Below are 18,840 nucleotides of genomic sequence, written 5' to 3'. Positions count from 1 at the left end.
CGTGGCCACGCGGCTGCTCTGCCGGACGGGCCGCGTGGCGTTGGGCGGCGGGTCGGCGCCGTACACCTGGGGACGGCTCTACCTCAGCCGTAAGGAGACGGCCGCGCTGGCCGTCCTGATCGTCGGGGAACTCGGCCTGAACGCGACGCCGCTCTCCGAAATGCCGGTGCCCGAGACGCAGCCGGGCACGCCGGTCTACCGGCTACGGCTGGAGAAGCGACGCCGCGCAGGGCACCGCGGCCGGTTCGAAAGTCGGAATGTGACCGACTCCGGCGCCGACTCCGGCGGGCGCATCATCACCGAGGCCCTGGAGGCGACCGCGCACGCTCGTGCCCTGCTGAAGCAGCTGGATGCCGGTGTCGACCGGCTGCTGGTCTGGCGCCAGACCACGCCGCACGATGGGCAGGGGTATCCGAACGCGGTACGGATCGGCCCGTTCGGGCTGGGCGTGGACGAGATGGCCGGCGCCGCCTGGGCACGCTCGGTCGGCCTGCCGGGTTCCCCGCTGCGGCGCCTGCGAAGAACGGTGAACGTGCTACCGGCGCGAGCCCGGGCAGAACACCCAGGACACCCACGACCGCGTCTACGTGGCGGGTGAGCCGCAGGCCCAGCAGGCGGCGGTGCCGGTCATCGCCGACGGCGCGCTGGAGGCGGTGGATGCCGCACGCCGTGCCGTCTTCACCGCCCGCCTCGCCGCTTCGGCGGAGGCCGGGGACCGGCAGACTGCCACCGCGGCTTGCGTTGGGTGGGAGGACAGCCCGTTCAGCCCGGCGGGGCAGGGCTGCACCGCGTCGTTCCTGTTGTGCACGGCCTGCCCGAACGCCCGGGTCACCCCTGCTCATCACCCTCGCCTCGCTCACCTGTTGCAAGCCCTGGACCAGCTGCGCAGTGTGGTGGAGCCGGTGATCTGGGAGGCGGACTGGGCCGATGCCCATGCCCGGTTGACCGACCTGCGCGGCCGACTCGGCGAACAGCTCTGGCAGCTCTCTCTGAAGGCCGTCACCGACACCGACCGTGCGCTCATCGGCCATCTTCTGCAAGGGGACTTCGACCTATGACCGCCCTGCCTGTCGGACTTCCGGGCCTGCCCGCCTGGGAGACCCAGGTCGTCGCCCCGTCCCTGATCCGGGCCCCGGGCCCCGTACCGATGTCGATCTACATCGACGACGTGTGGTCGTTGGCCCCGCTCGTTGCCAACCCCAGCGCCACCCGGCCCAAGCTGGACTGGTCACGGTTCCCGTCCCCGACGCGTCCTCAAGCGCAGCTGGCGGCCTGGATGATGATCAACACACCGCTGCCGGCGAGCGTGCTGGTCGGCCATCCGACCTGGCACTCCCGCCTGGGCCCGCCTGGGATCCACGACACCGTGCTGCGCTGGCAGCGCTTCATGACCTGGCTGCACCAGCAGGACCTGAGTACCCTGCACGCGGTCACCGATGACGTTCTGACCTCGTGGGCCGGCCACCTGGCCCGGCAGGTAGGCGCCAGCCGCGGCAAGGTCACCAAGGATCTGGTGGCCCTGACCCGTCTGTGGGCCTTCGACGCCGCCGGTCCCGCGCCGAGCGGGATGGCGGTGCCGCCCTGGCACCGCCTGGGCATCGACGACTTCCTGCCCCGGGCCCCCGGCGCCGGCCGAGGCGGGAACACCACCGAGGCGATCTCACCGGCCACCATGGGACCGCTGCTGATCTGGGCGCTGCGCGTGGTCGACGACTTCGCCGACGACATCCTCACCGCCTGGTCAGAAGGCTGCCGAATGGCCGAGGCGGCCGTGCCGACCGACCTGCGCCAACATCGCACGCACCGACCGGCACGCCGACGATCTCGCGCAGCACGCGCAGTCCCTCGAGAAGCAAGCCGACTCGGAAGCCGTGCCCGGCCCGCTCGCCGAACGGCTCGCACAACGCGCCGCGCACCTTCGGGGCCTGGGTGACCAACACAACCGCGACCGCCTTATCCTCCAGGAGCCGACGCTATGAGCCCCACTCTGGACGAGCGCGACCGTATCCGGGCCGCGATGGACCGCATCCTGCACGGAACACCCGAGCGTTCGAACGGCGCGCTGACGATCGTTGCCCTCGCGCTCGAAGCCGGTGTCCCGCGCAACGCTCTCACCCAGCGGCACACCGACCTGAAGAACATGTTCTACGACAGGGTGCGGGCCCGCGGCGGCACCCCGGACAGCGAACAACGCCTGCGCAAGCAGATCCGCCGGCTCAAGGAACTCCGGGCAGCCGACGCCGAAGAAATCGCGCAGCTGAAGACCGACGTCGAGGCACTGGTCGGCGCCCTGCACCAGTCAATGACGGAGAACCGGTTGCTGCACCAGCAGCTCGCCGACCGCACCGGCGTAGTCCGCACGCTGCCGACGCAATCCCGCTCGGAGACAGCTCACACCCACTGTGGTCCAGGGCAACCGACGGAATTCGTTGACCAGCCGTAACACGCTTCCGCCGGGTTGGATTCCCGCGCAGGAGTGCCCACCTTCTCGCCCCTGCGAGTCGCCGCTGACCTGAACACCCCCGATCACCGATGGGGGCCGCCGAACCGACTGTGCTTCGTCACCTGAAGCGGCACATTTCGTCGGTAACCCCAGGTTGCAGGCCTCCCACAACCTCTGTGTCATACCTCAGTGGCAGACTGCGGCACGACGAAGTTTCGGAAGGGCAGGGCGTCGCGGCAGGGGTCACCCGTCGAACGTACTGCTCGGGGGTGGCTGGTGCCACGGGGGAGATGTTCGGCTGTGATCTTCGACAGTCTTGATGTGTCGTACGGCGAGATGTGGGGTTCCTATCGGGGAATGACCCATCGGAGCCCGATGTCACGCGCGCTCGCGGCACGCAAGCATGCGGCCGGGAAGGATTACGCGGTTCTGCTGTCCGCGCGGGAGCAACCGCTGGCACTGGTCGAATACTGGCCGGGGCGGATGTGGCGTGTGTATCTGTTCGACGACAGGTCTTGGTGCATGCAGATGATCGACCTCAAGCCGCACGGCACGGGGATGTTGCTGGCTCAGCGGAACACCCGATGGCAGTTTCCCAACGATCAGGCGCACTTGTACGGGAAGTGGGATGTTCAAGAGACCACCACCGTCTCAGCCGACGGACAGATCGAGGTGAAGTCCGAGTTCGCCGGACCGCGGGGCGGATCGCCGGAGTCATCGCACGATGGAGCATCCGGCCCGTCGAGCGTCCCCGGACGGCGGTTCGCGACGCCCGTCGAGGACTTCCTCTGTCCCGCACCGGAATTCGGCGACTGGCAAGTGTTCGCTCCGCTCCTCACCCAGCAGGGCCACGAGTCCGCCACGACCGTAGTCCTGAACGACAGGTCGGTGGACGAAGGATCGGGACCGCTGCGCGCCACCGGAATTGAGCAACTGTTCAATCCGGGTGCGTGCGACACCCGGGAGGGGCCGGCCGTCGTCGAGCCCATTGACGCTGGCATGCTGCGGATCACCTCAGGGCAGCTGGCGGTCTCGGACCCCGGCTGGATCAGCAACCTGCGGACCGTCGCAGTGCCGCTAGGCGACTTCCCGGTCACACTGTCGCTTTTGCGCACGAAACACGGGGCCGATGTCGCCGCGGCCAGGGTGACATTCCTGGACGTCCCTCCCCATAAGTGGGAAATGACCCTCCGGCCCGACGAGGACCTGGGGCTGCTCGGCGAGGGCCAGTTCTACGGGGTTGGCGTGGATACCGGCACAGCGGCTTTCATGGATGCGACGCGGACCGTGACCGAAGACCAGCTGGACGACGACATTTTCATACCCCTCGACAGCGACAGCCATTTCAGCGTCGAACTGCCCGGCACAGAGCCCGAGCCGAATCTCATCGCCTTCCGTGCCGGCCAAGGCGACGGCGCCTACCCCGTCTGGACCGGCCGCACCGAGGACGGACAGGTTAGTTGCGTCGTCGTCGACTTCCAGCTCCATTGCGCCGCCGGGACAGAGTAAGGATCGCCGACCACCTGCGCGAGGTCGCACCGGCCGGTCAGCTGGGCGGACTGCTTCAGTTCAACACGCTGAACTTGACAGAGAAGTAGCCGACGGCGATCCGCTGACCAGGGCGGACTATGTTCGTTGGCAAGGGCCTGAGGGGGTGCGGGCTGACAACCGCAGCTCGGTGCCGGCCTGGGCGGGCTGTGGGGTCGTTTGCCAGTCGTCTCGATCAAGCGGCGGCTCGCGGTTCGAGCAGGGCGGCGCTGGCGCTTGCCTCGGCGTGGCTTGCGCGACCGTGCGAAGTGCAGGGTTTGCCATTCGGCGTCTCGACGCCGGGCGCGGATGCAGAGGCTGAGCATTGCGTAGGACACAGCGTTCGGCCGGGGCTACCGTGGCGGGAATCAACGCCCCTGGTGCTGCTGCATCGCCTGCTCACGAAGGGCGTGGATGAGCGTCGTGACGTGCGGCCGGTCGCGACGGCTGATCGCGGCGACGCCGATGTGCCGGATCGGCCCCGGCGACTTAATCGGTACGGTGCATAGGCCAGGGATCTCCGGGGCGAGCGCAATAGAGGGGATCAGGGAGATTCCCATGCCTGCGGCGACGAGCGAGCGGGCGAAGAAGTAGTCGGTGGTGGTGCCGCGCACGTTCGGATCAAAGCCGGCGCGCTCGGCGTAGCGGCGCAGGTATGCCTCGGTCTTCAGGCAGCCGAGCACCCAGGGTTCGGCTGCCAGCTCGGTGAGGTCGAGCGCGTCACGGTTGGCGAGCCGGTGCCCTTGTGGCAGGACGACGTGCAGGGGGTCTTCCAGGAGTGGCGTCCACTCCAGGCCGGAGCCGGCGCCGGGCCCGGCGGGGAGCGGGCCGTCGAAGTGGTAGGCGAGAGCGAGGTCCACGGCGCCCTGGCGGACGAGCGGCAGGGTGTCCTCGGGTTCGCCTTCCCTGATGTGGAGCACGGTGCGGGGATGGGCTGCCATGAGCCGGGTGAGAGCGGCGGGCAGCAGGAGCCTGCCGCCGCTGGTGAAGGCGGCGACGGTGAGTTGGGTACGGCCGGTGCTGAGCTGGGCGACCTGCTGTTGTGCGTGTTCGAGCTCTGCGGCGACGGATTCGGCGGCGCCGACCATGATCTGGCCGGCCTGTGTGAGGGTGACGCCGCGGGTGCTGCGGGCGACGACCTGGGCGCCGAGGCTGCGCTCCAGGGCGGCCACGTGCTGGGAGACGGCCGAGGGGGTGAGGCGGAGAGCCGTGGCCGCCTGGTTGAAGCTGCCGTGCTCCGCCACCGCCCGCAGGACGCGGAGCCGCTGCACATCGATCAACAGTTTTCCTTAATGCGCATCCAGTAAGTCAGTACTTCTGCTGATGACCATAGGTCTCCAGGATGGGGGCATGCAAAAGATCTGCGTCATCGGCGGAAGCCGGTACTTCGGAAAGCTCCTGGTGAAGCGCCTGCAGGCCGCGGGCCACCAGGTCACTGTGATCAACCGCGGCTCCAACCCGCCACCCGCCGGCGTCGAGCACCTCGTTGCCGACCGAAACGACGAGGCCGCCCTGACGGCCGTGCTCGGCTCCCGCACCTTCGACGTCGTGGTGGACCAGGTCTGTTACACCCCGGTGCAGGCCGCTGTCGCCGCCCGCGCCTTTGCCGGCCGCACCCGGCGCTACGTCATGACCTGCACGATCGAGGTCTACGACCCCGCGACCGCCGCGCCGCCGACTGTGCCGGCAGACACGCCCGTGCCGGAGGAGATCGTGGACCCGGCCACCTGGCTGGTGGCCATGGACCTTCCCTGGCACGACGATGCGTACGTGGAGGCGCACTACGCCGAGGGCAAGCGCCAGGCGGAGGCCGTCTTCACCCGCGCCGGCAGCTTCGAGTTCGCCTCCGTGCGCAGCGCCCACGTGCTGGGCGGCGGCGCGCAGGAGTTCACCGGCCGGCTCGCGCACTACGCCGAGTGCATCGCCCGGGGTGGGGCGATCACTGTGCACACGAAGGCGCTGCCCACGGTCTTCATCCACTACGAGGAGCTGGCGGACCTGCTGCTGTGGGCGACCACAGCCGACTTCACCGGTCCGATCAACGCCTGCTCCGACGGCCCGCTCGACGTACACGACCTCGCCGCGATCATCGCCACGCAGGCCGACCGGGAGCCCGTCTACCGGACCGTCCCGGCGGGTGAGGAGGCTTCGCCGTTCTCCTTCGACCGTCACTACGCCATGAGCAACGCCCGCGCGAAGGAGCTGGGCTTTTCCTTCTCCCGCACCACCGACTGGCTGCCCGGAGCCGTCGCCGAAGCCTTCACCACCGAGCCGTCACCCACCACCTGAGGATCAGAGCCACCATGCAGTACCGCACCATCGCAGACACCGCCGTCAGCGCCATCGGCCTGGGCGCCATGCCGCTGTCCATCGAGCACCGCCCGGACGAGGCGCGGGCCATCGCCACCGTCCACGCCGCCCTCGACGCCGGCGTCACGCTCATCGACACCGCCGACAGCTACCACTGGCACGTCGGCGAGACGGGCCACAACGAACTGCTGATCGCCCGCGCCCTGGCCCGCTACGGCGGCGACACCTCCGGCGTCCTGGTGGCCACCAAGGGCGGCCGCGGCCGCCCCGGCGACGGCACCTGGACCGTCACCGCCACCCCCGCCCACCTCAAGCAAGCTGCCGAAGCCTCCGCCAAGCGCCTGGGCGTCGACGCGATAGGCCTGTACCAGCTGCACAAGCCGGACCCGGCCGTGCCCTGGGCCGAGTCCGTCGGCGCGTTGCGCGAGCTGCTCGACGCCGGCACGATCCGCGCCGCGGGCATCTCCAACGTCACCACCGCCCAGATCCGCCAGGCGCATCAGATCCTCGGCGACGGACTCGTCTCCGTGCAGAACCAGTACTCGCCCGCCGTCCGCGACAGCGAGCCCGAGCTGCGGCTTAGCACCCAGCTGGGTCTGGCCTTTCTGCCCTGGAGCCCACTCGGTGGCATCTCCCGCAGCTCCCTCGACGGCCCCTTCGGCCCCACCTCCGCCGGCACAGCCTTCCACCACATCGCAGCCGAGCGCGGCGTCAGCCCGCAGCAGATCGCCCTGGCCTGGCTGCTCGCCCGCTCCCCTGCCGTGATCTCGGTGCCGGGAGCCAGCCGTCCGGCTTCCATCACCGACTCGGCTCAGGCCGCGGAGCTCAAGCTGAGCACGGAGGAGCTGATGCAGCTTGAGGACGCTTTGCCGGGCTGAGGTGGGTCACGGGTCGTCGCTCTCGCGCTTTTCCGGACTATGAGCACGTGGGGCGGCTGAGCGCACGGCCGCCCAGGCATTGGTGACCGACACCTCGTTAAGCGAGACCATCTCGCTATAGCCGTCGTAGCCGAAGCCGTTGTCCGATACGGATTCGAGATCACGTGCGCGCCGCGACCGGACGATGATGTCCTTAACAACCCGGGCGACGGCACCGACCTGGAACCGCATCGTCTCGACCGTGATCCCGCCGTTTCCGCCGTGCTCGTATAGGCGGCCTGTTCGCGCGGTGATCACGTGGGGAAGCTGTCCCGCACGCTGCCACTACTTGCGGCGCTGTCGCACGATCGAGGGACGGCCTCCCGAAGACCGCCCCTGACCACTCCGCTCCAGCCGCCCAGCCAAACCCGCAGGTCAGACGGCAAAATCCTGCTGGAGTACTAGCCAGCCCTCGGGGCTGAGCAGGTCGCGCTCGAAGTAGCTGCGGATCTAGGCCCCCGAGGCACCCGAGGCCTCCACGCGACCTTTCAAAAACAACGGCCTGTGTGCAGAGCGAGGGGCTAACGGCCATATGCGGCGTGACCGCCGCCAGTGGTACCGGCGTCCGCCCTCGGGCACGTACCCGGCGGCGCAGCCTGGGTGCTGTCCCGTCCGTCCCCCGGGATCTCCGACCTGGGGAAGCAAGCTCAGCACGTCTTCTGGTAAGGGACGTCGGGGATGTGGGCCTTCCATTGCTCTTCGGTGAGACCGCCCGACCTGGCGCAGAGGTCCCGGATCAGCTGTGCGGGGGCGATGGTGTGGGTGTAGAACCTGCCGTGCTTGTCCACGCTGGTCAGTGCCGAGCCGTCAGGGGCGAACGCGAGCGCGACGATCTCGTCCACCAGTCCCGTGAGCGGGACGCCGAGCTGGGAACGGGTGCGGCTGTCCCACAGCTTGATCTGGTACCCGGGCTCGGACTCGTGCACCGTGGCGAAGAGCCGGCCGTCGGGCGAGGCGGCGGCACCCTTGTCCTGCGCGAGGGTGAGCGGGGACACAGGGCCCGTACGCAGATCCTCTCCCACCGGCTGGAGCGTGCGGGCGTCCCAGAGCCGTACGTAGGGCCGGTCACCGCGGGGGTGGGTGTAGAGCTTCGTGCCGTCGTCGCTGATGGAGTCCACGTCCATGTTCGGAGCGCCCTTGGTGAGGACCTCCCCCGACGGGAACGCGACCCTGCCGAAGTGGGGGGCGGCTATCACGGACTTGCCGTCGGAGTCGAAGAGGACGGTCGCTTCGCCGCGCGGAGCGCCGAGGTCGGCACGCACCTCGCGGATGAGGTGCATGGTGGTCAGGTCCCAGAACGAGAGGATGTTGGTCTCATCCTTCAAGACGACCTGCACGGCGAGTGCGGTGCCGTCCGGTGAGAACGCGAATCCGATCGTGGCCCTGTCGGTCCGGTCCGGCTCGATGACGGGCATGCTGCCGAGCATCGTGGCCTTTTCCTTCGTCGTGTCCCAGATCTCGGCCTTGGTGTCACGAAGGACGGCGAGCCGCTGCCCGTCACGGCTGAGCTGGACGTACTGCAGGACGCCGCTCGAGCCCGACGGCACGGTGGAGCGCCTGGTCCGCGACAGGGGCGACCAGATCTCGGCTCCGGTACCGTCGACGAGCGCGAGGGTGCGCCGGTCGGAGCTCACCGCCCCTCCCTGGTAGTACTGCCCCGTCCCCTCGGGAGGCTGGACGAAGGCCCTGACGTCGAGCGACCGGACGATGCCGTCGGTTCCCACGCACCGCAGCGTGGAGCCGTCGGGAGTGAAGCGCAGCGCGGTCGTGGGATAGCACTCGCTCAGGGTGGTCTCGTAGCGCAGGATCGGGTTCTGCGTGTACGAGTTCTCCCAGACGACCGCGTTCTGCACCAGGTACCGGCCGTCGTGGCTGAAGTAGACCGGGTAGTCCGTGTTCTCATCGGCCCCTCCGAGCTCGATGCCGGTGCGTCCCTTGACGCGGCCGAACACGCGGATCTTGCCTCCCTTCACCTTCAGGGCGGCGGACTTCCCGTCCGGGCTGAACACCACCGGCCCCTGGGTGTCGCCAGCCTTGAGTCCGATGTCGGGGAGTGGCAACTCCTTCATGGTGCTCGGGTCGTACCAGGTGAACGGAAGGCCCTTGTCCCCGCCGGGCAGGGACAGCACCGCCTCGTCCGGTGAGAACGAGGAACCGGCCAGGAGGAAGACCGGTCCGCTGGCACTCGTCGAGAACTTCTTGTCCTCGGTGCGGGTATCCCAGACCGTCAGGGTGGACTTCAGGTTCTCGTCCAGGGAATCGACCATGAGGTAGGTGCCCCGCGGGCTGATCGCCGTAGCCGGCCAGTAGCCGCCGGCCTGCTTGACCGTGGGATAGGCGTGCGCGTCACGGGGGCGGCCGGTGGCGGCGTCGATCAGGCGGGTGTACCCGTCGTCGGTGCTTACGGCCGCCGTCCTGCCGTCGTCGGACAGGTCGACCGTGTGGACCCTGGCCGGCGCGGTGTAGGAGCCGTTCTTCACGCGGGTCTGGACGTTCCAGAACTCGACGCGGGTGTCCAGGGCGGTCACCAGGGTCTGCCCGGCACCGTCCAGGTCCGAGGCCGTCGCCACGAAGCCCGGGAGCCTGAGCGCGTCGTCCTCCCATTGGTTACGCAGGGCGAACAGCGCCGACCAGGACTCGGGAGTGTCGGCGAGGCGCGCCGCTGCGACCGCCATCCGCCGGGCCAGCTCGGGGTCGGTTCGGCGTAGGGACTGGGCGGCGCCGGCCACCTGGGCGGAGGTGGCACGGTCGCGCTGGCCCACGACGGTCTGGCGCTCGGCGAGGACGGACTGCCGCTGGTCGAATGCGACGGCGCCGGCGCCGATCGTGATGATCAGCAGGATGGCCAGGACCGTGCTGAGCAGTACGCGCTGCCGGCTGCGGCGCCGGGCCAGTCCCGACCCTGCGTCCAGGAACTCCCGTTCGGTGCGGTTGAGCGTGAGCAGGCGGCGGCCGGTCGCGGCCCAGTCCCTGGCGTGCTCCAGAGCCGTGCCCTGCAGCAGGTCGCTGTTCTTGCGGCCGTGCTCGTCCCAGACCCGGGACGCGCCGGACAGCCGCTGGTGGACGGCCAGACCGGGGCGTTCGGCCTCCACCCAGTCGCGCAGCCGCGGCCAGGCCCGGATCAGGGCGGCGCTCGACAGCGTGACGGCCCCGTCCTCCCAGACCAGCAGCCCGGCTTCGGTGAAGGCGTGCAGGACCTGGTCCAGTACCTCCTCCGGGGTCTGACCGTCGGAGAAGTCGGCCCGGCGTGCCGAGCGGAGCGTGTCCTCGGCCCGTTCACCGGGGGCGACCAGACGCAGCAGCAGGCTTGAGACGGCCTCCTGCGCGCTGGTGCCCAGGGCTTCGAATACGGCTTCCGCCATTTCTGAACGGGAGGGGTCGGCAGGGTCGAGCGGGCTTCCGGGGACGACCCCCTCCACGACGGCGGCAAGGTCCGCACGGCCGACGAGGGACAGCAACAACTGCTCCGAAGTCGGCCTGCGCGAAGGCATTTTGGACAGTGCTGCCGACACCAGCGAACGGAGCGGCTCCTCCAGCGCCGACGTGTCGGGTTCGTCCGTAGCCACTTGATAGGCGAGCACCGCCGCATTGTCACCGTCAAAGGCGTGACGCCCGGTCGCGGCGAAGAGGACGACGGCGCCCCAGCCCCACACGTCGACCTTGCTGTCGCCGTGCTCGCCCCGGTAGCGCTCGGGCGGCATGTAGCGGAGGGTGCCCATGGGCAGGCCCGCGGTGGCGGTCCCCTCGACGATCCGGGCAATGCCGAAATCGATCACGCGCGGGCCGTCGGGGCCGAGGAGTATGTTCTCGGGCTTGAGGTCCCGGTGCACCACACCGGCCCGGTGGATGGCCACCAGTGCCGTGGCCACGCCGATCGCCAGGCGGCGCAGCTCCTCCGGGCCGTAGGGCGCACCGGTGGTGACCGCACGCCGCAGGTCCGAGCCGGCCACATACTCGCTGACGACGAACGGGATGGGCCCGTCGAGGTCGTCGTGGAGCATCCGGGTCGTACAGAAGGGCGCCACCCGACGCCAGGCCTGGACCTCCTTGCGGAGCATGTCCCGGTCCCTGTCGCTCACCCGGTGCAGCGCCTTGACGGCCACCCGCTCGCCGTCCGGGCCGTAGCCCTCATACACCACGCCTTGGCCGCCCGCGCCGAGGCGGCCGTCCAGGTAGTAGGCGCCCAACTGCCGCGGGTCGCTGGGAAGTAACGGTGCTGACAAGACGGAGCCTCCCGGAGTGCCGAACGTGCCTCGTGGTCCATCAGGCGGGTAAGACGCCTTCACGCGCAAGGTGGTTCGCCGGACCGGGGGTTTACTGCCACGGCGCCCCTGACCACTCCGCAGCCCGCTACACTCCAGCCGCCCAACCAAACCCGCAGGTCAGACAGCAAAATCCTGTTGGAGTATTAGGGCCCTCGAGTATGCGAGTCATGTTGGTGACGTCCCCTTGCTGGGATCGCGGATCATCAGACGGAGGCTGGTGCGGGCTGCGGTGAGCTCGTCTTCGAGCTCGGTAACGCGGTATGTGTGGGTGGCGGGCTGGCCGGAGTGGGTCAGCGGATCTCGTTGCGGGTGCGGGCGAAGGCCGCCCCGCGCCTGGTGCTGTTGTTGTGGATCTTGGTGTGGTGGGTGACCGGACCCTCGTAGATGTTCTTGGTGGCGGCGGAGCGCGCCTTGCTGATCGCGCCGCCGATGGCGGTGGCGGCCATGGCCAGGCCCGCGAACGGCAGGGTGACCATGAGGACTGCGGTGAGAGTGACGGAGGCCAGGCCCTGGAGCACGAGCCAGGCACCAGAGCCGATGCCGGTGATCCCGGCGCCCACGCCGATGGAGGCCACCGCGATCCCGGCCGCCCAGGCCGGGACGATCCGGTGGTCTTCCTGCTTCACGGGCGGGGTGGTGCCGAAGGCGGGCGGCTCGGTGTTGTCGCGGAACGAGGTGGGGTGGTGGCGTACGGGCTTGCTCGCCCAGTCGTCGATCAGGCGGCGGGCTTCGGCCGCGGCCTCGGACTCGGGCATGCCGTGCTGGGTGTGCAGGGGGTCCATCGGCTTTCTCCGATCACGCGAAAAGGGGAGCGCCTCTGGCCGTGGCGGCCAGGAGGGCACGGGGGAGGGGATACGCGACGGCGAAGGGCGCCGCCGGAGTTCGCGTTGTCCGGCGGCGCCCTTCGGAGCTGCGTAACAGGGGAGTTGGGCGCTGGCGGTGGGTAGTCACCGCACAGGCGCCCCGAGCATCGTCGGACCAACAGGCATGCGGAAGGGGATGGGGTGGAGTTCGTCTTCGATTGCGGGTGGTGCGGTGGGGACAACTACTTCGTGGGGAAGCAGGTCGGCTGGTGGGTCGACAAGTGGGAGGTCCCCGTGGAGTGGGACTGCCGCTTCTGCGACGGACTCAACTACACCCCCGACCCACCCTGGACAGAGGCGTGATCAGAAGCTGGAGAGCAGTCCGGCGATCGAGGCGAGGCCGTTGTTGATGGCCGGTGCCAGGCCGGTCGAGGCGAGCCGACGCAAACAGCCCGTCCCTAAAGTAATCCGCGTACGCGGCGCCGAGCGCCGAGGGCGGGTGCAACCCACGACTACGGAAAGGTCCCTGTGGGTTCGGCTGGGCGGCCCGAGTAGGGTGCGGTCAAAAGCGGGGGTGGAAGATCTTGAACTTTGATGTGCCTGGCCCAGAAGCCGACTGGCTGGACGCACCTGTCTCAGCATGCGCGAACCCGAACCTTGCGTGGCAGACAAGCATGTGGTGGTACATCTCGGGTCTATTCCGCGTGGTGGCAGGCCTTGCACCGTCGCTGGACTCCGTGGCGGGCCGGTTGAAGCTGACGACCGAGCGGGGCTGGGAGGAACTGAGCCCCGTCGATGTCGCGATGATCCAGATCCGGGGCGTGCACTTTGCGCTCCACCGCATGGAGTACAGCCCGATGACGGACACCATCGTGTCCGTCATAACCGAAACGGAGGACGACGAGGCGGCGATCGACATCCTGCTCACCGCCCTGGGCGTAGGCAGTGAGGTGCTGACGTTCAGGGGAGATCTCCGACGCGGCGACGAAGTCGAATGGCTGCCAGCAGCACGACCCTTGAATTGACCTGCACCTCCGGGCCTCACTGGTCCGTCCCCCTAACCCGGATCCAGGCCGCGGACATGTTCATCGAGGTCGTATGAAGGTCAGCCTGCGTGGGGCCTGGTGACCCAGGTCAAACGGAACATCCTGATTCGCGGGCCGTACAGCGCCACCGTGATGTGCGCTCCCGGCGCACCTGTCGCCTGGAGCGCCCAGGCGGACCCCACGGGAAGGGGTCTGAGGAACATCGGTGTCAGATCGTGCGCTAAGCCTTCGTCCGTCCTGGTGGGCGGCTGGCGGGGCGTCGGTGGCGAGACCGGTCTGAAGTTGTTCCACAGATAACACCCCAATATCTGCGGTAGCTTGATCCGTCACCTGCGGTGACGTTCTCCGAGTCCTACGTGAAGCGACCCTGTTATCTGTGGCAAGGGGGAAGCGGTGCCCACCGTCGTACAGCTGCCGGCCGGGAAAGCGTTGACCGTCCGGGCGGCAGCCGACGTGTTCCTCGACTCGCTGGGCAACCCGAACACGGTCCGGAACTACGGGATCGGGGTGGGTAAGACCGCTGAGCGGCTCGGCGAGGGTCGGCCGCTCGCGTCGGTTATGGACGACGAGATCGGCGAGGCCCTGGAACTGCTCTGGGGCACGGCTGCGGTGAACACCTGGAACTCCCGCCGGGCATCGGTGCTGTCCTGGCTGGCGTGGTGCCGCGAGCGCGGCTACGAGTGTCCGGCGGTCCCGGCCTGGGCGAAGCGGCTGCCGGTGCCGGACTCCGAGACCCCGGCCCGCTCGCGCATGGCCATCGACCGGCTGATTGCGCGGCACGAGGTGCACCTGCGGGAGAGGACCCTGTACCGGATGCTCTATGAGACCGCCGCTCGATCCGACGAGATTCTTGGCGTGAACATCGAGGATCTGGATTTCGCCGGGCGGCGCTGTCAGGTCAAGGCCAAGGGCGCCCGGACGAAGGCCCGACGACGCGGCCAGACGCGCGAGGACTTCGTGCTGGAGAATGTGTACTGGGACGCGGGCACGGCCAGGCTCCTGCCCCGCCTGCTCAAGGGACGCACGCGCGGGCCGGTGTTCGTCACCCACCGCCGATCCGGCCCTGGGAAGGTGGTGGGCCCGCGAGACGTGTGTCCGGACACAGACTTCGCCCGGCTCTCGTACGGCCAGGCCCGCGCCCTACTGGATGGGCACACCGCAGTACGTGGACCGGGCACCGGTTGGGACCTTCACGAGTACCGGCACTCTGCCCTGACCCACCTCGGCGAGCAGGGTGCGTCGCTGCTGATGCTGATGGCCAAATCTCGGCACAAGAAGCCAGAAAACCTCCGCCGTTACTTCAAGCCCTCATCGGCGGCCATCGCCGAGCTGACCAGCCTTCTGGCCCCCGGTAACAGCCGGCGGTGAACCAGAAAGGCTGGTCAACCTGCGCACTGACGGCAGGCGGGGTGGGAGTGGACCCGTGCGATGTGGATCGCGCACTGCACGCCGGTGCTTACTGCTCAGGGACTTCGTCCGCTCACTGGGACGGTGCCACCAGGCCCGCCTCATAGGCCAGGATTACCAGCTGCACTCGGTCGCGGGCATTGAGCTTGGCGAGCAGGCGGGTCAGGTAGGTCTTGGCGGTGGCGATGCTGATGGAGAGCTCGCCTGCGATCTCCGTATTGGACAGGCCTCTGCCGACGAGGGTCAGCACCTCGCGTTCCCGGGCGGTGATACCGCCGAGCTCCGCCCGCCGCGGCGGTGACGCTGCGGGTCGGGCGGTGAACTCCTTGATCAGCCGGCGTGTGACAGCTGGTGCGATCAGAGCGTCCCCGGCGGCAACGATCCGGACTGCGGCGAGGATGTCGTCCAAGGCCATGTCCTTGACGAGGAACCCGGAGGCGCCGGCGTGCAGTGCCCCGTAGACGTAGGCGTCGTCGTCGAAGGTCGTCAGGACGACGACGCGTGTGGAGCTGGTGCCCGTCGTGATCAGCCGGGTGGCCTCGATGCCGTCCATGCCGGGCATCCGGAGGTCCATCACGACGACGTCGGGGGCGAGTTCCTCTGTCAGCCGTACCGCTTCCGCGCCGTCTCCTGCCTCGCCCACCACCTCGATGTCCGCGGTGTCGGTGATGACCATCTGCAGGGCGGCCCGGACCAGGGGCTGGTCGTCGGTGAGCACGACACGGATGGTCATCTGGCTCCCGCCTTCGCTTCTGCCTCGGTCCCTGCCGGTATCGGGAGTCTGGCCGCTATGAGGAAGCCTCCGCCCGGGCGAGGCCCCGCAGTGAAATTGCCGTGCAGCAGGGCGACCCGCTCCCGCATGCCGATCAGACCGTACCCGGTGTCCGTGTTGGTGCCACCGCCCCTGCCGCGGTCCGAGACCTCGACGGTGAGCTCGTCATCGAGGTAGTCGAGACGCACCTGGCAGGAGTCGGCACCCGAGTGCCGTACGGCGTTGGTCACCGACTCCTGGACGATCCGGAACGCCGCGAGGTCGATGTCGGCCGGCAGAGGGCGGCGCCTGCCCTGCCACCGCACCTCCACGCGGACCCCGGCGGCGGTGGTCGTCGCGGCGAGCTGTTCCACGTTCGCCAGGCCGGCGGCCGGTCGCAGGGGCGCAGGCGCGGGCGCACGGCCTTGGCCGGTGTGTTCCTCATCCTGGTCGGCCTGGCGCAGTGCGCCCAGCATCCTTCGCAACCCGGACAGCGTCTCGCGGCCGGCCATCTCCACGGTGAGCATCGCCTCGCGGGCTCTGGCCGGCTGGGTCTCGATGACCCGGGCCGCGGCGCCGGCCTGCAAGGCGATGATGCCGATGCTGTGGGCGACCGTGTCGTGCATCTCGCGGGCGATGCGCAGCCGTTCGGCGGTGACGGCCTCGGCGGCGGCCCGGGCGTGCAACTCTGCGGTGTGGGCACGGGCCTGATGCGCCGAGTTGCCGATGAGCCAGGCGATGACCACGGTCAGGGCCATGAAGGGCTCGGGGGCGATCCCGGAGTCGTCGCCCGCGATAGACCGCAGGACGAGGTAGCCGGCGAGTGTGCCGAGCGCCGCGCCGGCCGCGGCGAGCGAGATCCGTCGAGGTCGGGTGGCTGCGATGTAGCAGAGGGCGATGTCCACGGCCAGGAACTGCGTGGGCGGAATCTCATCCTGACGCCAGGCCACCGTCGAGATGACCGTACCGACGATCACCAGGCCGTACGCCGCGGAGGTCCTGCGGCGCAGCACCGCGCTGCCGGCCATGACCAGTACGAAGGCGACGGCGAGCAGCGCCTGGGCTCCGGGCGAGTCGAGCCCGTCCCGGGGGTAGCTGAGCGAGTAATACCGTCGCGGTGGCATCACTACGTACTCGACGATGGGTTCCACTGCTGCCGCGTACCACGCCAGCGCCGTCCACAGGCCCGGCGGTAGGCGTTTGAGCAGCGGCAGCGGCAGCGGCGGTGAGGTGGACATGCCTTGATCGTAAGCACCTGCACCTGACGGCACATCTGACTGTGGCCGTACAACTAGGGTTGACACCCGTGCCCTCCGATTGTCATCGGTGGCCCGATTACGGGCGGGGTCGCCTACCGGCACCGTTGTCCCCGTGATCGAAGTCAACGAGCTCACGAAGCGATACGGCAGCACGACGGCCGTCAAAGGTCTGACCTTCACCGTGCGACCCGGCCAGGTGACTGGGTTTCTCGGTCCTAACGGCGCCGGCAAGAGCACCACGCTGCGGATGATCCTCGGCTTGCATGAGCCCACCAGCGGCACCGTCACCGTCGACGGCCGTTCCTTTCGCGACCGCCCCCGCGGCCTGCGTCATGTCGGCTCCCTTCTCGACGCGCACGATGTGCACGGCGGGCGCAGCGCGGTGGCGCAGCTGTCTGCCCTGGCCCGCAGCAACCGCATTCCGCGGCGCCGGGTGGAGGAGGTGCTGCGGGAGGTCGGTCTCGCCGAGGTGGCCCGGCGCCGCATCGGCGGATTCTCGCTCGGCATGAAGCAGCGGCTCGGCATCGCTTCCGCCCTGCTCGGCGAACCACCGGTACTGCTCTTCGACGAGCCGCTCAACGGCCTCGACCCGGAAGGCGTGAAGTGGGTGCGTGACTTGTTCAGGCGGCTCGCCGCCGAGGGCCGCACGGTGTTCGTCTCCAGCCATCTCATGTCCGAGATGGAGCACACCGCCGACCAGCTGATTGTCATCGGCCGCGGCGAGCTGATCGCGGCGGAAAGCCTCACGGAGTTCTCCGCCCGTAGCACCCGGCAGAGCGTCACGGTGGGCACGTCCGCCGCAGCCGTCCTGAGAGACCTGCTGACGGCCGAGGGAGCAACCGTAAACACGGCGGGTGACCTGCTCACTGTGACCGGTGTGACCACAGTCCGGATCGGTGAGATCGCCATGGAGCACCGCATTCCGTTGCATCACCTCAGCGCCCAGTCCGCCTCATTGGAAGAGGCCTTCATGGAGCTCACCGCCGGCAGCGTGCAATACCTCGCAGGAGACCCCCAGTGACCACGACATACGCTTCGGCCAGTGAACTCGGGGCCGCCGAACCCCGCGCCCGCTTCCACGACCTTGTGGCCGCCGAGTGGATCAAGTTTCGATCGCTGCGCTCGACGTGGATCGCGTACGGGGCCACCGCATTGGCCGTCATCGCGTTCAACGCGGGCACCGCCTACGACACCTACAACTACTGGCCGGCGCGGAGCCCGGCGGACCAAGCCGACTTCGTCCGCGCCGGAATTCCGTTGCAGGAGGCGTTCACGGCGAACGCCGCCGTGGTCATGATGCTCGCCCTCGGTGCCATCGGCGCCGTCGCGATCATCGGTGAGTACAGCACGGGCACCATCCGTACGACGTTCGCGGCCGTTCCGGCCCGCCGTTGGGTGATGGCCGCAAAAGCGGTGGTCGTCACGGCGGTCGCCACCGTCTTCGGCGCGATCGTCGCGGGGGCCTCGTTCGGCCTGACGCAGGCGATCCTCGGCGGCCGGGACGCAGGCATCTCGATCAGCTACCCGGGCGCCCTGCGTCTCGTAGTGGCGTCCGCCTTCCTGGCGCCCCTGTGCGCGCTCGCCGGCCTGGCCATCGGCGCCGTCATCAGGCACACCTCGGCCACCATGACCGCCTCGGTGGTGGTCATCCTCGTCCTGCCCATCGTCCTCACCGACGGCCGCCACTGGTCGGCGGTCGCCGGGCACGCCACGCTCTATCAGGCGTGGTCGCGGCTCGTCGAGGTCGGCTCCCGCCAGACCGACTTCCCGTGGACGACCGGTGGAGCCTGGACCGTCTACGCGGTGTGGGCGCTCACCGCAGCCGTGCTCGCCGTCACCAGCGCACAACGGCGCGACCAGTGAGAGGGCCGGTCGGCCAACTGCCGGGGTACGGACACCCCGGCCAAGGCGGCCGCGACCAGGATGACGAGTTGACGACCGTTATTCCTCATCGACGACATCGGGGTCACGCAGTGACCGCAGGCCACCCGGCAGGTCCGGGAGCTGGAAGGAGTACCGGCCGAGCAGGTTCTTATCTGGACACTCCAGGGTGGTGTTCGGCTTGTCGGCGTAGCACTGCTCATCGCGGCTCGTTGAGCGGTGATGTGGACT

At 69.1% G+C, this 18,840-nt stretch carries 18 protein-coding genes; 12 read left to right on the top strand and 6 right to left on the bottom strand.

What is annotated here, in order from left to right:
- Position 1: 1 nt before the first annotated feature.
- From ACFCZ1_RS36375 to ACFCZ1_RS36355, 5 genes are all read left to right on the top strand, one after another.
- The gene (locus ACFCZ1_RS36375) at positions 2 to 598 is read left to right on the top strand and encodes a hypothetical protein (RefSeq protein WP_376682583.1); all 597 of its coding nucleotides are present in this window, start codon (positions 2 to 4) and stop codon (positions 596 to 598) included.
- Positions 588 to 1,058, top strand: a complete 471-nt coding sequence (locus tag ACFCZ1_RS36370) for a hypothetical protein (protein WP_376682582.1) — start codon at positions 588 to 590, stop codon at positions 1,056 to 1,058. Before ACFCZ1_RS36375 ends, ACFCZ1_RS36370 begins: the two co-directional genes overlap by 11 nt.
- Complete coding sequence (locus tag ACFCZ1_RS36365) at positions 1,055 to 1,933, top strand: hypothetical protein (RefSeq protein ID WP_376682581.1); 879 nt, start codon at positions 1,055 to 1,057, stop codon at positions 1,931 to 1,933. The genes ACFCZ1_RS36370 and ACFCZ1_RS36365 overlap by 4 nt, the downstream gene beginning before the upstream one ends.
- Positions 1,934 to 1,975: 42 nt before the next feature.
- Positions 1,976 to 2,443, top strand: coding sequence for a hypothetical protein (locus ACFCZ1_RS36360; RefSeq protein ID WP_376682580.1), 468 nt, complete (start codon positions 1,976 to 1,978; stop codon positions 2,441 to 2,443).
- Positions 2,444 to 2,743: 300 nt separating this feature from the next.
- A complete protein-coding gene (locus ACFCZ1_RS36355; RefSeq protein WP_376682579.1) occupies positions 2,744 to 3,952 on the top strand; it encodes a DUF4241 domain-containing protein in 1,209 nt (402 codons plus the stop codon).
- Between the two features lie 386 nt (positions 3,953 to 4,338).
- Here the strand turns inward: ACFCZ1_RS36355 and ACFCZ1_RS36350 are convergent, their stop codons facing one another.
- A complete protein-coding gene (locus ACFCZ1_RS36350) occupies positions 4,339 to 5,250 on the bottom strand; it encodes a LysR family transcriptional regulator (protein WP_376682578.1) in 912 nt (303 codons plus the stop codon).
- 70 nt (positions 5,251 to 5,320) lie between these two features.
- Between ACFCZ1_RS36350 and ACFCZ1_RS36345 the strand changes: the two genes are divergently transcribed.
- Together ACFCZ1_RS36345 and ACFCZ1_RS36340 are read left to right on the top strand one after the other, a co-directional pair.
- Positions 5,321 to 6,259 (top strand): NAD-dependent epimerase/dehydratase family protein, encoded by a 939-nt coding sequence (locus tag ACFCZ1_RS36345; RefSeq protein ID WP_376682577.1) that lies wholly within the window; start codon positions 5,321 to 5,323, stop codon positions 6,257 to 6,259.
- A 14-nt stretch (positions 6,260 to 6,273) separates the two neighbouring features.
- Positions 6,274 to 7,158, top strand: a complete 885-nt coding sequence (locus ACFCZ1_RS36340; RefSeq protein ID WP_376682576.1) for an aldo/keto reductase — start codon at positions 6,274 to 6,276, stop codon at positions 7,156 to 7,158.
- Between the two features lie 6 nt (positions 7,159 to 7,164).
- On the opposite strand, the gene ACFCZ1_RS36335 is transcribed toward ACFCZ1_RS36340, so the two are convergent.
- The 3 genes from ACFCZ1_RS36335 to ACFCZ1_RS36325 all read right to left on the bottom strand — a co-directional run bounded on the left by ACFCZ1_RS36335 (position 7,165) and on the right by ACFCZ1_RS36325 (position 12,244).
- Entirely contained in the window at positions 7,165 to 7,455 is a 291-nt protein-coding gene (locus ACFCZ1_RS36335) for a hypothetical protein (RefSeq protein ID WP_376682575.1), read from the bottom strand.
- Positions 7,456 to 7,844: 389 nt separating this feature from the next.
- The gene (locus ACFCZ1_RS36330; protein WP_376682574.1) at positions 7,845 to 11,420 is read right to left on the bottom strand and encodes a protein kinase; all 3,576 of its coding nucleotides are present in this window, start codon (positions 11,418 to 11,420) and stop codon (positions 7,845 to 7,847) included.
- Positions 11,421 to 11,752: 332 nt separating this feature from the next.
- A complete protein-coding gene (locus tag ACFCZ1_RS36325) occupies positions 11,753 to 12,244 on the bottom strand; it encodes a hypothetical protein (RefSeq protein WP_376682573.1) in 492 nt (163 codons plus the stop codon).
- A gap of 222 nt (positions 12,245 to 12,466) precedes the next feature.
- Here ACFCZ1_RS36325 and ACFCZ1_RS36320 point away from each other — a divergent pair, with 222 nt between their 5' ends.
- From ACFCZ1_RS36320 to ACFCZ1_RS36310, 3 genes are all read left to right on the top strand, one after another.
- On the top strand, positions 12,467 to 12,628 hold the full coding sequence (locus ACFCZ1_RS36320; RefSeq protein WP_376682572.1) for a hypothetical protein: 162 nt from the start codon (positions 12,467 to 12,469) through the stop codon (positions 12,626 to 12,628).
- Positions 12,629 to 12,849: 221 nt separating this feature from the next.
- Positions 12,850 to 13,290, top strand: a complete 441-nt coding sequence (locus ACFCZ1_RS36315; RefSeq protein ID WP_376682571.1) for a hypothetical protein — start codon at positions 12,850 to 12,852, stop codon at positions 13,288 to 13,290.
- Positions 13,291 to 13,704: 414 nt separating this feature from the next.
- Complete coding sequence (locus ACFCZ1_RS36310; RefSeq protein ID WP_376682570.1) at positions 13,705 to 14,679, top strand: tyrosine-type recombinase/integrase; 975 nt, start codon at positions 13,705 to 13,707, stop codon at positions 14,677 to 14,679.
- 112 nt (positions 14,680 to 14,791) lie between these two features.
- On the opposite strand, the gene ACFCZ1_RS36305 is transcribed toward ACFCZ1_RS36310, so the two are convergent.
- Together ACFCZ1_RS36305 and ACFCZ1_RS36300 are read right to left on the bottom strand one after the other, a co-directional pair.
- On the bottom strand, positions 14,792 to 15,451 hold the full coding sequence (locus ACFCZ1_RS36305; protein ID WP_376682569.1) for a response regulator: 660 nt from the start codon (positions 15,449 to 15,451) through the stop codon (positions 14,792 to 14,794).
- Positions 15,448 to 16,707 (bottom strand): sensor histidine kinase, encoded by a 1,260-nt coding sequence (locus ACFCZ1_RS36300; protein ID WP_376682568.1) that lies wholly within the window; start codon positions 16,705 to 16,707, stop codon positions 15,448 to 15,450. Before ACFCZ1_RS36300 ends, ACFCZ1_RS36305 begins: the two co-directional genes overlap by 4 nt.
- A gap of 133 nt (positions 16,708 to 16,840) precedes the next feature.
- Between ACFCZ1_RS36300 and ACFCZ1_RS36295 the strand changes: the two genes are divergently transcribed.
- Together ACFCZ1_RS36295 and ACFCZ1_RS36290 are read left to right on the top strand one after the other, a co-directional pair.
- A complete protein-coding gene (locus tag ACFCZ1_RS36295) occupies positions 16,841 to 17,749 on the top strand; it encodes an ABC transporter ATP-binding protein (RefSeq protein WP_376682567.1) in 909 nt (302 codons plus the stop codon).
- Entirely contained in the window at positions 17,746 to 18,591 is an 846-nt protein-coding gene (locus ACFCZ1_RS36290; RefSeq protein ID WP_376682566.1) for an ABC transporter permease subunit, read from the top strand. The genes ACFCZ1_RS36295 and ACFCZ1_RS36290 overlap by 4 nt, the downstream gene beginning before the upstream one ends.
- Positions 18,592 to 18,840: the final 249 nt, after the last annotated feature.

It is taken from the genome of Streptomyces sp. NPDC056224 (assembly GCF_042267665.1).
In the GTDB taxonomy this organism is placed as follows: domain Bacteria; phylum Actinomycetota; class Actinomycetes; order Streptomycetales; family Streptomycetaceae; genus Streptomyces.
The sequence above is the reverse complement of the archived record's forward strand: the minus strand, read 5'-3'. Positions and strand labels throughout refer to the sequence as shown.

Bases quoted from the DNA above. Each gene is read 5' to 3' on its own strand.
- ACFCZ1_RS36365 (WP_376682581.1), top strand. From the start codon at position 1,055: ATGACCGCCCTGCCTGTCGGACTTCCGGGCCTGCCCGCCTGGGAGACC.
- ACFCZ1_RS36360 (WP_376682580.1), top strand. From the start codon at position 1,976: ATGAGCCCCACTCTGGACGAGCGCGACCGTATCCGGGCCGCGATGGAC.
- ACFCZ1_RS36345 (WP_376682577.1), top strand. From the start codon at position 5,321: ATGCAAAAGATCTGCGTCATCGGCGGAAGCCGGTACTTCGGAAAGCTC.
- ACFCZ1_RS36340 (WP_376682576.1), top strand. From the start codon at position 6,274: ATGCAGTACCGCACCATCGCAGACACCGCCGTCAGCGCCATCGGCCTG.
- ACFCZ1_RS36325 (WP_376682573.1), bottom strand. From the start codon at position 12,244: ATGGACCCCCTGCACACCCAGCACGGCATGCCCGAGTCCGAGGCCGCG.
- ACFCZ1_RS36305 (WP_376682569.1), bottom strand. From the start codon at position 15,451: ATGACCATCCGTGTCGTGCTCACCGACGACCAGCCCCTGGTCCGGGCC.
- ACFCZ1_RS36300 (WP_376682568.1), bottom strand. From the start codon at position 16,707: ATGTCCACCTCACCGCCGCTGCCGCTGCCGCTGCTCAAACGCCTACCG.